This window comes from Asinibacterium sp. OR53 (assembly GCF_000515315.1).
Lineage (GTDB): Bacteria > Bacteroidota > Bacteroidia > Chitinophagales > Chitinophagaceae > Sediminibacterium.
This window is the reverse complement of the sequence record NZ_KI911562.1, coordinates 3582854-3596019: the sequence shown is the minus strand read 5'-3', so window position 1 is coordinate 3596019 and position 13166 is coordinate 3582854. Positions and strand designations below refer to the sequence as shown.

9 protein-coding genes and 1 pseudogene are annotated in these 13166 nt (G+C 43.7%); 9 read left to right on the top strand and 1 reads right to left on the bottom strand.

What is annotated here, in order from left to right; all coding sequences use genetic code 11:
- The first annotated feature begins 33 nt into the window (after positions 1-33).
- The 7 genes from SEDOR53_RS18725 to SEDOR53_RS0115985 all read left to right on the top strand — a co-directional run bounded on the left by SEDOR53_RS18725 (position 34) and on the right by SEDOR53_RS0115985 (position 11103).
- On the top strand, positions 34-1116 hold the full coding sequence (locus SEDOR53_RS18725) for a hypothetical protein (protein WP_051416705.1): 1083 nt from the start codon (positions 34-36) through the stop codon (positions 1114-1116).
- A gap of 40 nt (positions 1117-1156) precedes the next feature.
- A complete protein-coding gene (locus SEDOR53_RS18720; RefSeq protein ID WP_051416704.1) occupies positions 1157-2131 on the top strand; it encodes a hypothetical protein in 975 nt (324 codons plus the stop codon).
- Entirely contained in the window at positions 2128-3588 is a 1461-nt protein-coding gene (locus tag SEDOR53_RS0116010; protein WP_026770615.1) for a hypothetical protein, read from the top strand. The genes SEDOR53_RS18720 and SEDOR53_RS0116010 overlap by 4 nt, the downstream gene beginning before the upstream one ends.
- A 12-nt stretch (positions 3589-3600) precedes the next feature.
- Positions 3601-8247: a DUF6443 domain-containing protein gene (locus SEDOR53_RS0116005; RefSeq protein ID WP_037361489.1), complete on the top strand. Its 4647-nt coding sequence runs from the start codon at positions 3601-3603 to the stop codon at positions 8245-8247.
- A 9-nt stretch (positions 8248-8256) separates the two neighbouring features.
- Positions 8257-8646, top strand: a complete 390-nt coding sequence (locus SEDOR53_RS18715) for a barstar family protein (RefSeq protein WP_051416703.1) — start codon at positions 8257-8259, stop codon at positions 8644-8646.
- A 396-nt stretch (positions 8647-9042) separates the two neighbouring features.
- A protein-coding gene (locus tag SEDOR53_RS0115990; protein WP_369751278.1) for an IS3 family transposase occupies positions 9043-10163 on the top strand; the annotation gives its coding sequence in 2 pieces (ribosomal slippage) (positions 9043-9304 and positions 9304-10163; 1122 coding nt in all).
- 58 nt (positions 10164-10221) lie between these two features.
- Positions 10222-11103, top strand: coding sequence for an RHS repeat domain-containing protein (locus SEDOR53_RS0115985; protein WP_198018985.1), 882 nt, complete (start codon positions 10222-10224; stop codon positions 11101-11103).
- A 64-nt stretch (positions 11104-11167) separates the two neighbouring features.
- Here SEDOR53_RS0115985 and SEDOR53_RS0115980 read toward each other — a convergent pair whose 3' ends face one another.
- Entirely contained in the window at positions 11168-11407 is a 240-nt protein-coding gene (locus SEDOR53_RS0115980) for a GlsB/YeaQ/YmgE family stress response membrane protein (protein WP_037361474.1), read from the bottom strand.
- 191 nt (positions 11408-11598) lie between these two features.
- On the opposite strand from SEDOR53_RS0115980, the pseudogene SEDOR53_RS19525 reads away from it, so the two are divergent.
- Both SEDOR53_RS19525 and SEDOR53_RS18330 read left to right on the top strand, forming a co-directional pair.
- Positions 11599-11991, top strand: a pseudogene (locus SEDOR53_RS19525) (protease pro-enzyme activation domain-containing protein); the annotation flags it as partial.
- Between the two features lie 127 nt (positions 11992-12118).
- Positions 12119-13162 (top strand): S8 family serine peptidase, encoded by a 1044-nt coding sequence (locus SEDOR53_RS18330; RefSeq protein ID WP_232214792.1) that lies wholly within the window; start codon positions 12119-12121, stop codon positions 13160-13162.
- Positions 13163-13166: the final 4 nt, after the last annotated feature.

The window sequence follows — 13166 nt, the reverse complement described above, 5'->3', positions numbered from 1 at the left end:
TACAAATAAAAGATTAAACAAATGAAGCAAATAATGAAAAGAATCGTGAATGAAGTGCCGTTGGTATTGTTTTTCCTGGTGGGCATATTATTGACCACGCAATCCAACGCTCAATCAGACAGTTCTATTAAGAACCAGATAAGCGTTCCTCAAACTGCTAACTTCTGGATCAACGGACGTGGGTTAATTGGGGCGACCAGTGATTTACATCCTACTTATAATTTGCAGGCATACGGCAAATCGTGGTTTGATAACCAGGCCCACTTTGATTTTGGTGCGGAATATGCGAATAGAAGCGTAACGGTATTGGGATCATCAATGGGTTATAACGATCCGTTTGTTGTGGGAGGAAATAGTGATGGTGCCGCTGTTATCCGCAGTAATGGCGCTGACCGGTGGGACAGGTCCTATGATATGTATGAAGCAGGACTGGGAGTTCCGAACCCAAGTTCTTCATTGATATTTACGTATGGAACTTCCGGCATACCTTACTTCAGGAGATATGGACATGATTTCACTGTCTTCAAGGTGTGGAGTCCTACCAGTTCAAGGAATGCTTATGAGTCAACAGTGGCGCTGGTTAATGGTGACAATGAAGAGGAGTATGTTGACTTTTTCAACCTGTCGTATCCCACATCTCATAAATTCGGAATGCGGATGCAGAAAAGGGCTACAGGAAATTACAAGCCCTTTGTTTTCGAATATAGCGATGGTAATATAACCTATCCGGTTGTTCAGATATCGCCGGATTCCACCACTTATTTTTATGGGAAGGTTGGTATCGGAACCACGGATACCAAAGGTTATAACCTTGCTGTTGCCGGCTCCATCATTGCCGGCCAGATTAAAGTCAAGCAACCCTCAACATGGCCCGATTATGTATTTAGCTCCACATATCGCTTGAAACCCCTTTTGGAAGTGGAAAAATTTGTTAAGCAAAACAAGCATTTGCCCGAAGTCCTTTCTGCAAAAGAAATAGCAAATCAGGGATTGGATATGGGAGTTACGCAAGCAGCTTTGTTGAAGAAGGTAGAAGAGTTGACACTTTATATGATCGAGTTAAAAAAAGAGAATATAGCCTTGCGGAAACGAGTACAAAAATTGGAACGAAAATGAAGAACAGAATAAAAAGATTAATGAAGAAAATTAGTAATAAATGAAAAAATATTTACTTGGAGTGTATTGCCTTTTTCATTGCGGTTTGACTTTTGCGCAGAATACCTTTCCCTCATCTGGGAATGTTGGCATTGGTACCCTTAGTCCTGTTTCTCAACTGACAATTAACGGTGGCGATCTACAGGTAGAAAGTGGGCAGGGTAGGTTTAAAGGATGGTATCATGCTGGCACCGGGCTTGGTACAGAGATAGGTGTTTCAAGTGGTAGCGGTTATGTCATCACATTTGACCGGACAGGTCAGGCTTATGCCAGTACTTCCATACAATCAAACAACGCTTTGTTTACGGTAAGTAACAATAATAGTTTTCTTTTTACCGGTGGTAATGTTGGTGTTGGTACCCTTGCTCCTGTTTCCCGGCTGTCGGTTGATGGCGGCGATTTGCAAGTAGAAAGTGGGCAAGGCAGGTTTAAAGGATGGTATCATGTTGGTACTGGGCTTGGTACAGAGATAGGTGTTTCAAGTGGTAGCGGTTATGTCATCACATTTGACCGAACAAGTCAGACTTATGCCAGTACTTCCATACAATCAAACAACGCTTTGTTTACGGTAAGTAGTAACAATAGTTTTTTTTTCTCTGGTGGAAATGTAGGTATAGGAACAACAGCGCCTACGGAAATGCTTTCTGTAAAAGGGAATGTCAAAGCGCAAAAAATGATTGTTACTCAAACTGGCTGGAGCGATTATGTATTCGATCCATCTTATCAGTTGAAACCCCTTTCGCAAGTTGAAGTATTCATTAAAGAGAATAAGCGCTTACCTGAAGTCCCTTCTGCAAAAGAAGTAGAAGAGAAGGGTATCAGTGTAGGAGATAACCAGGCTTTGCTGTTGAAGAAGATCGAAGAGTTGACTTTGTACATGATTGAAATGAAGAAAGAAAGTAAAAAACAGCAGGAAGAAATTGAAATGCTAAAAGGCAAGTTGAATATCAATAAAAACAAACAAGAGAATAAATGACTTTCATCCGACGTATCATAGTGATGGTATTGCTTATTGGCTGTGTTACTGCTTCGCAGGCCCAACTGCCGGCAGATAGCACCATCGGCAAACTCACAAGCTGGATCGGTGGCTTGAAAACTAAAAGCATCCATGCATTGGAGAAACAATACGACCAGATAGAAACAAGGGTGACCAGGAAAACGCAACACTACCTGAAAAAACTGCAAAAGGAAGAAAATAAGTTAAGGAAGAAAATAAAAGGAGCCGATAGTGCAAAGGTGGCCGCTATGGCACAGAGTAGTCATGCATTCTATCAGAAGCTACAGGGGCAACTTCAACAACCCGCTAACAGACTAAAGGATCTGAACAGCTATGTCCCCTCCCTGGACAGTATGCAGGCGGTAAGCAAATACATCTCCCAGGCCGGGACAAAACTTGGTGGGCTATCACCCGGTCAACTCACAGCCCTGGGAGACCTGAACAGCAGCCTGGGCAAACTACAGGGCCAGATGCAAAATGTGACGAATATCAAAGCGATGCTTAAGGAAAGAAAAGAACAGCTGAAACAACAATTGGATAATGCGCTGGGCAAACCCCTGCAAAATTTCAATAAGCAAATGTATTACTACCAGGCACAGGTAGAGCAGTACAGGAAGATGATGAACGACCCGGATAAAATGGCCGAAAAGCTATTGTCAGTCGTGAGAAACACTCCTTCCTTCAAGGATTTTATGAGTAAGAACAGTTTGTTGGCCCAACTGTTCCCGATGCCGGGAAGCTATGGAGACCCCTCCCTGGCACTGAGCGGATTGCAAACCCGAACCAGCGTGCAACAACAGTTAACCCAACAGCTTAGTGCTGCTGGAGGAGGTAACCCGCAACAATACCTGCAACAACAGGTACAGCAAGCCCAGGGAGAATTAAACCAATTAAAAGATAAGATCAATAAGGCCGGCGGTGGGAGCAGCAGTGACCTGGAGATGCCGGATTTTAAACCCAATAACCAGAAGACAAAAACCTTCTGGAAGCGAATAGAATACGGGTTGAACATACAATCCCAAAAGACGAACAGCCTGCTGCCTGTTACCAGTGATCTTGCCTTAACGGCAGGATACAAACTAAATGATAAAGCTACGGTGGGAGTAGGGGCAGGATATAAAATGGGATGGGGTAAAAACATCAATAGTATTAGGATCACAGGTGAGGGTGTTTCACTGAGAAGCTACCTGGATATAAAATACAAGGGCAGCATCTGGATCACAGGAGGCTATGAACTCAATTACCAGCAGTCTTTTTCCAAAATTGAGCAACTGAAGAACCTGGATGCCTGGCAGAGAAGCGGTTTGGTGGGACTGAGCAAGAAGTACAGGATAGGTAAGAAGAAGGGCAACCTGCAACTGCTGTGGGATTTTTTGAGTTACAGCCAGATGCCTCAGACACAACCGTTGAAATTCAGAATAGGGTATATGTTTTAATAAACCATTGACATGATGAAAGTTATTTTTAAGATCCATGCATTGATCGCCGCGCTTTTTTTATTGTGCTTACAACTAAGTGCGCAAACCAACCAGCCATCCACTACTCAAGCAAAAGTAGGGGGTGCTGTGTCGTCGGTGTACCTGCCGGCAGCTTACCCCGGTGGCGTGCCACTCAATTACGTCAATACCTGGCAACCCAGGATACCGTTTACGGATACGGCTTTAGTGAGGGGGAGCACGAATGTAACACAGGTGAATAAAAACATCCAGTACATCGATGGCTTGGGAAGAGCGATCCAATCGGTTAACTGGAAAGCCTCTCCAGCACAGAACGACTTGGTGGCTCCAACGATATATGATGCCTTTGGCCGCGAACAATACCATTTTTTGCCTTATGCGTCTCCTGGAACGGACGGCTCTTTTAAAACAAATCCATTTGGAGAGCAGAGTTCTTTCTATGGCACCACCTATCCTTCACAGCAAACTGCTTATAATGGGGAGTCAGTATATTATGGGAAGACCAATTACGAAGCTTCACCACTAAACCGTGTATCGAAATCTTTTGCTCCTGGCAATAATTGGGCAGGATCTGAAGGCGGTGCTACAGAACATGCCGTGCAACAACAGTACCTGGTAAGCACGATCAGCGACTCGGTGCAGGTATGGAACATAATCAATAATGCGCTTACTTATACCAATAATGATGTAAGCACTAATATTCCTGTTACGACAGGTGCATACGGCGCTGGGCAGCTGTATAAAAATGTTACGATAGATGAACAAGGTAATAATGTTGTTGAATACAAGGACAAAGACGGACGTGCTGTTTTAAAGAAGGTACAGATCGCTGTCTCTCCTGGTACGGCGCATGTAGGATGGCTCTGTACTTATTATGTATATGATGCCATAGGTAACCTTCGTTTTGTGATCCCTCCTAAAGCTGTAGCTACTTTATTGAACAACGCTACCTGGGACTTGACTATTAGTACAGGCAGCCTGATCAATGAACTTTGTTTTCGTTATGAGTATGATGGCAGGGGCAGAATGATTGCGAAGAAAGTACCGGGAGCAGGCTGGGTATACATGATTTATGACCAACGGGATCGGCTGGTATTTACCCAGGATGCCAATATGGGCATTACCAACCAGTGGTTGTATACTTTGTACGATGGACTCAACCGTCCTGTACAGACAGGTATGCTGACCTATACCGGTACCCCGGCTGCTTTGCAGAGTTATGTAACTGCGAATACAGGAAACAACAATGCCGGTACAGTAACTACCAGTGGTACTTATGTTCCGGCTACACCCACAGATTTATCCATAGGCGTCAGGGAAGTGGGGCGTGGCAGTTACCAGGCTTCCAACAGCATCAACTTCACCGATGGATTTTCCAGTGAGAGCAGTGCAGAATTCATAGCTTCTATTGTAGCTGTCACTCCTGCCAGCTTCAATAATACGGTAACAGTGATGGATAACCCGCTCTCTGCGGGAACCAACCCCATCCCGTTGACCTATACTTATTATGATGATTACAGTGCTACGTCTAAGACTTATAACACTGCAAACAACAGTAAACTGGGTATTGGTAACAATGTATATGGAGACAGCCTTCTACCGGCTGCCAGTGCTCAAATCCGCGGCCTGACTACTGTTACCCGGGTAAGAGTGATAGAGAACCCGGCCAACCTGGCTCTGGGTAACTGGATGGAAACAGCCATATTCTATGATGATAAAGGCAGAGCGATACAAAGCAATGCCGATAATTACCGTGGAGGGCAGGATGTTACTACCAATCGCTATGATTTTAATAATAAGCTGATTTGCAGCTACCTGCTGCATAACAACCCTGCCGACAATGATGTAGAAAGAATAAGAACCAATTATGATTACGACCATGCCGGTCGTTTGCTTGCTGTTACCAAACAACTCAATGATAACGATAGCACCAAACGCTTTGTAGCTAGGAACAGTTACGATGCCTTGGGGCAATTATTGCGTAAAGAACTAGGCCAGAAAAGCATGACCGATACCACTGCCTTGAACAACCAGGACTACAGCTACAATATCCGTGGCTGGCTCAAGGGCATGAACTGGAATTATGGAGCTGCCTCCGGACCCACCACTTCGCAAATGAATATAGCCAGCAACAAATGGTTTGCCATGGACCTGAGCTACGACTGGGGTTTTGGCAGCAATCAGTTCAATGGAAATATAGGAGGACAGCGTTGGCAGAGTGCAGGTGATGGAGCAGAAAGAGATTATGGATATGGCTATGATGCCGCCAACCGGTTATTGTACGGAGATTTCAACCAGCACTTTGGCAGCAGTTGGCAGAAATCAGATCCAGCAAATGCCAATTTCACGATCGACTTTTCAGTGAAAATGGGAGATGGCATCAATGCATCGAGCGCTTATGATGCCAACGGCAATATCCTGGCTATGCAGCAGCAGGGTCTGAAGCTAAATGCCAGCTCACTGATCGATAACCTGAGTTACAATTACAACACCAATAGCAATAAGCTGCTCAATGTGATCGATGCACAGAATGATCCCAGTACGATATTGGGAGATTTTAGAGCTTCACAAGCCTATCTGAAAAGCATTGGCAGCAAAACTGCCACTACAGCAGACTACAGCTATGATAATAATGGCAACCTCGTAAAAGACCTGAACAAGAATATAGGAATCAGCAGTGCTAGTGGTATTAGTTATAATCACTTGAACCTGCCCTACCGAATATATGTAGGAGGCAAGGATACCATCACTTATATCTATGATGCAACAGGCAACAAGTTGCAAAAGCGCGTATGTGATTCACTGAAGGGCACTCTTACCATGACCACGGATTACCTGGGAGGTTTTGTATATGAAAATAGTGTGCTGCAATTCTTGGGTCATGAAGAAGGAAGGGTGAGACTGAATCACAATGTATCAGTAAACAGTCCTACGGTATTCGTCTATGATTATTTTGTAAAAGATCACCTGGGTAACACTAGGATGGTACTCACCGATGAGCAGCAGCAGGATGTGTACCCTGTAGCCACCCTGGAAGATGGAGCCACTACTACGGAGGGCCTCTATTATTCGATCAACCCAGCCGCCATCGTGCCAAACCCACCTCTGCCGGTGACTTACCCGAACAACAATGGTAATCCACCTTATAATACCAACCCGACCAGCAATACCACAGCCACCAGCCTGAAGATGTACCGGCTCAACGGAGCCAATGGCGATAAGATGGGACTGGGTATCACTTTGAGAGTAATGGCAGGCGATAATGTAGCGATCTATGGCAAGAGCTTCTGGCAGGGAGGTACTCCTACTAATACAGGTTATAATATTGTAGTGAACAACCTGCTGACAGCATTAGCGGGGACCAGTGCAGTGGCCAGTACCGGTAAAGCTACAATTGCCACACTAACAGGTTCGGCAGTAACACCGGGAGATGTGAACAACTGGCTCACGAACAATGAACCGAACACAGGTGTTCGTCCCAAAGCTTATATCAACTGGATACTCTTTGATGAGCAATTCAGGGTAGTGAGTGGAAGCAGTGGATTCAGTATGGTGAGTGATGCGAATGTAGTATACACGCACCCTGCTCAAAGTGTAGGCGTCACCAGGAATGGATATCTTTATGTCTACTGTTCAAATGAGAGCAACACAGATGTATTCTTTGATAACCTGCAGGTGATACAAACGAGAGGACCATTATTAGAGGAAACACATTATTATCCGTTCGGCCTCACCATGAGCGGGATATGCTCTAAATCGGCGGGGAAAATAGAAAATCGATATAAGTACAATGGTAAAGAGTTGCAACACCAGGAGTTCAGTGATGGCAGTGGGTTAGAGTTGTACGATTATGGAGCCAGGATGCAAGACCCGCAAATAGGAAGATGGCATGTGATTGATCCATTATCAGATCAGTATAGGAGGTGGAGCCCTTATACTTATGGTGTCAATAATCCCATTAGATTTATAGACCCGGATGGAATGTCTCTTAAAGCAGCAGCTGGTGAAGGGTATATATTTGATAAAGCTGACGATATCGCTGAGATTTTAACTCGGCTTAGAGGAAAAGAGAACAAGGAGGATGATATTGTTAGTATAAATACAAAAAACAAAACAGCTACTGTTACTAAGACTAATGATGATGTAGATGCTGTAAGGGTTAATGGCGGTAAGACAACTGAAGCCCAAAAAGGAGAGACAGAAAAGTGGTTAAAACAAGCTGGTTATTCAATATCACATGCTGATCCAGTCGGAATGGATGTTGCAGACTTTGGCTTTGGACTAATGATAGGAAGAGGAATTAGTGGACTGATTTCATTGTTTACTTCATCAGCCAGTGGTGCATCTGAGGTTAATGCTCCTGAGGCTGCAAGAAATGTGGTAGATTATGCTAGTAGGAAAAATGGAGCAGCTCAACCTGGTTATAAGGGGGGTAGATTTTTTGAAAATGATGGTAGAAATGGTGGGCAAATACTACCTCAAAAGGATGTGTCAGGCAATTCAATCACTTATAAAGAATACGATGTAAACCCAGTAATTCAAGGGAGAAATAGGGGAGAAGAAAGAGTTGTGATCGGAAGTAATGGGAAATCATATTATACTAAAGACCACTATCTTTCATTTACTGAAATGAAATAACTAAATGATATGAACTTGCAAGAAATTATTACAGACGCATTAGATACGTATAAGTTGAATCCGAAGACGACATATGTTGCAATTATTGATGGACATAAATCACAAACATTAAAGGGGTTTGTACATGAGATGAGTATAGCATTTAAATTTCCTGATTATTACTCTGATAACATGAATTCATTTCGTGAGATAATTAATGATTTAGAATGGCTAGAGAAATCTGATTATTTATTATTAATTATATCTTCGGAAGAGTTGCTTAAAATGGGACAAGGGGACGATAAGGAATATGTTCATAATCTTCTTTCAGATATTCATAAGGAATGGGAAAATGTGCCTAATTATCCAGGTGAAGATGAATACAGGAAAAAATCTCATTTTATAGTTCATTTTATGTAAGATTTCTATTTGAAGCACCTTCTTTCAGCGTTAGAACTGTATAGAAGATGCATAGCTATATATTGTTCATATAAAGCTCTTTGATAAAAACTGATCGGAACCGGGAACCCGGGTCAGGAAAAAAAGTTGTTCCTCTTTTGGAGGAGCTAGACTACTATCCGTTTGGGCTGACAATGGCGGGGATCAGTAGCAAAGCTGCTGGAAAGCTAGAGAATAAGTATAAATTTAATAGAGGTAGTGAATTACAACACCAGGAATTCAGTGATGGATCAGGCCTGGAATGGTATGATACGCATTTTAGGAATCTTGACCCACAGTGTAAGCTTCCCCTGAATGTTACCCATGTGAGGTTAGAGTTAACGACCAAAAGCTTGTTAACTTTAAACTTTGAAACACATGAAAAAAGGAAGATTTACCGAAGCGCAGATTGTATCTGCAATGAAGAAACAGGAATCAGGAATTGCTGTTAAAGAGATTGCCCGAGAGATGGGTATCAGCGAAGCAACGTTTTACAATTGGAAGGCTAAGTATGGAGGCATGGAAGTGAGTGATGTTGTAAAAATGAAGCAGATGGAAGCTGAGATCAGTGAGTACAAGAAGATCGTGGCGGAGTTAAGCCTGGAGAACCGGGCAATGAAGAACCTGATCGCAAAAAAGTTTTAACGCCTGAAGCGAAACGGGAAACTGTTCATCATCTGATGGAAGAAGAGCAGTTAAGTAACCGTAAGGCGTGCGAACTGGCAGGNATATCCCGCAACACCTACCGGTATCAACCAAAACCTAAGGATGACAGTGAAGTTCAGGATGCACTGACGGTTTTAACAACCAAACATGTTGCCATTGGATTTTGGCAGTGTTGCTATCGTCTTTGGAATAAAGGGCATGAATGGAATCATAAACGGATCTATCGGGTATACACAGATATGAAGCTGAATATCCGTCGCAGAGGCAAGAAACGGCTCCCAGAGCGGATAAAGCAACCCTTAAACGTTCCAACAGCACCTAACCAGGTATGGAGCATTGATTTTATGACCGACACGCTCGTAGATGGCAGAAGGTTCCGATTGTTCAATGTGATGGATGATTTTAACCGTGAATCGCTGGCGATAGAGGTTGACACCTCACTTCCGGCACTCAGGGTGATCAGGGTACTGGAAAGACTGATTGTTCAGCGAGGCAAGCCTGCCAATATCCGTTGCGACAATGGCCCAGAGTTTATCAGCCACAAACTGGAAGAGTGGTGCAATGATGAGCAAAGACAGATTACGATACAATTTATTCAACCGGGGAAACCCACACAAAATGCATACATAGAAAGGAAGAATGGAAGCATCAGAAGAGAAGTATTGAATGCTTACCTGTTTTATCGTTTGTCAGAAGTGAGAGAACAGACCGAAGAGTGGAGGATCGACTATAACACTGAACGACCACACAAATCGTTAGGTTATCTCTCACCGATCAGGTATGCGCAAATGATGGAAGAACGAAAAAACCTTATCTTAGAAAACTCTAACTAAGCGTGGGTAAAAATAAAGGGGAGCCGACAAATCCAACCAAGGAAATATAATCAATTCATTGTCCAGAGACGGCGTATCATCAGGTTATGATTGGGGATATAACAGCAGCTTGCCTATTGTTAAGACTGTGAATGCGGCCAATCATATTAAAGAGACACTGCTGCCTAGTACAGTTAACACTTCCTTTAACTTCCCAATTGGCGGAAGCACTACCACTTATGGAGGCCAGTATTCATTCACTCAAACCCAAACTGGAAGCATTATTTTAACAATGCCATCGCTGCCCAATGGCGCTAATGTGACCGTCAATTTTACCCTAACAGGACCATCCGGTCAAAGTGGCTATATGTGCAATTCCGGTTCCGGTGGTGCGAGTTGCGGATCAACTCCATCTACCATCACATATAATAATATGCCGACTGGCCAGTATACATTGAACTACACGGTAAGTACCTCTTTCAGCAGTTTTACATTTAATTATTCTCTTTCTTTCACCTATCAGGGTATGATGATAGCAATGGCAGGTACCAAGGCGTATTTCGCTGAGAATTTTGAAGAAAACCTTTCGGCAGTTACAGGGACCGCTCATACGGGTAATAAATATTATAATGCTAACTACACTTGTTCTTTTGCCCCGCCTGATAGCAGGAGCTATATAATTCAGTGGTGGAATCTAGTCAGTGGGAAATGGGTATTTAACCAACAGAACTATACTGCTAATATGACCTTAAGCGGTCCTGTGGATGACATTAGAATTTTTCCTGTTGATGCTCAGATAACAACTTATACTTATAAACCATTAACTGGAATGACCAGCCAAACAGATCCGTCGGGAAAGACCATCTATTATGAATATGACGCTTTGGGAAGGTTGTTATTGATACGCGATATGAATGGGAATATTATTAAAACTATGAAATACAGTTATCAAGGACAATAAAATAACCTCCTCGGGACTGGAGAAGGTTATTTTTGGTAAAACAGGGCCAATGCATGGTACCCTGTTATGCCACTTTTTTAATCATTCTTCCAGCCCAGACCAAAATGATGGCCCCCACAAATGCAGTAACCAGGTACCCGATGCTTCCACCTAAATGGATGCCTAATTTTTCACCTAGCCAACCGCCGAGCCAGCCGCCCGCGATGCCAAGAATAATGTCAACTAAAATACCGTAACCACCACTACTCATTACTTTGCCGGCCAAAAAACCAGCTACTCCGCCTAAAATTAAATGCCAGATCATAGGATTGTTTGTTTTAAGGGTTTGATAAATGAAATTTATTGGATTGGGTATATTGGCAAATAGATCATTTAACGGCTCAAATCACTATAATCATACGAAATATACGATAAAAAAAATAACTGTGAAATATTTATTGGCTGGACTTAAACCTTTTTTTGCACAATAATTGTAGTACTATTAGAAAAGATCCAATGTCTGCCATTAACTTCAATAAAGCAGCATACTTTCCATTGGAAGGTAGCTATCGCGAAACAAATAACACCACCCGTTTAGGCGACCTGGATCCGCGTATGCCTATCAGCGTAACGCTCCTCTTGCGTTACGAGAAAAATCCCGGTAACTACAAGACCCGCGCCGCCATCAAAACCCGTGAACAATTCGCCTCCCAATTCCATGCAAGCGAAGCCGATATTCAACTGGTAGAAGCTTTTGCCGAGAATTTCGGATTGAACATCATAGAAGAATTGCCCGAACAAAGACTCATTCATTTGCAGGGAACGGTAGATGCTTTCGAAAGGGCTTTCCGGGTACAACTTTCTACCTGCTGCGATGAAGATGGTATTGTGTTCCGTGGAAGAATAGGCAATATCCATTTGCCCGAACAATTGTTGCCGGTAATAGAAGCGATATTCGGACTTGATGACCGTCCCGCCGCTTCCCCCAAATACCTTATCGCAAAAAAAAAACGGACAGTTCATCTCACACAGCGCTTTGCCCGGGAGTTTTTATCCCAACCAGCTATCAGACATCTACGGGTTTCCAAAAAAAGGAACGGGAGCGGGACAAAGTATCGCCATCATAGAATTAGGAGGCGGCTACCGCATCGAAGATATCAATACCTATTTCAAACAATTGAAATTACCCATTCCCAGGGTCATAGAGGTATTGGTAGATGGCGGAACGAATGCACCCACTACCGCAGACAGTGCCGATGCCGAAGTGATGCTCGATATTGAAGTGGCCGCCGCTATTGCGCCGGATGCTACGATCGTGGTTTATTTCGCACCCAATACCGACAAAGGTTTTTTCAATGCCATACAAACGGCTGTTCACGATACAACACACAATCCGAATATTCTCTCCATCAGTTGGGGCGCTTCAGAAAAGAACTGGACCGAGCAATCGCTCAAAGCCTTTAACGAAGCCTTCCAGGCCGCGGCCATGCTGGGCGTAACCGTATGCGCTGCAGCAGGCGATAATGGCTCGGCCGATGGGGAACAGGATGGGAAAGTGCATGTGGATTTCCCCGCTTCCAGCCCTTTTGTATTGGGTTGCGGAGGCACCACACTCACAACAAAAGATAAAAAAGTAGAATCGGAAATTGTCTGGCATAACATCGATGGCGGCGCCACAGGAGGTGGCGTGAGTGAGTTTTTCCCCAAGCCCAATTACCAGGATCCTGTTAATGTGCCCGTATCATTAAACAATAATTTTGCCGGAAGAGGTGTACCCGATATCGCCGGTAATGCCGATCCGGGAACCGGTTATCGGGTGCGTGTAGACGGACAAGACCTGGTGATCGGCGGCACCAGCGCTGTAGCTCCTCTCATGGCAGGATTGATCGCAAGGATCAATGAACAGAAAGGCAAACCCGTGGGTTTTATACATCCTAAATTATACAGCGCCAAAAGCGCTTATCAATACCGTGATATTGTATTGGGCGACAATAAAACAGTCGCGGGCGCTAAAGGTTATGTGGCCACTCCCGGTTGGGATGCCTGTACAGGATGGGGTGTACTGTTTGCCTTAAGCTGAATGA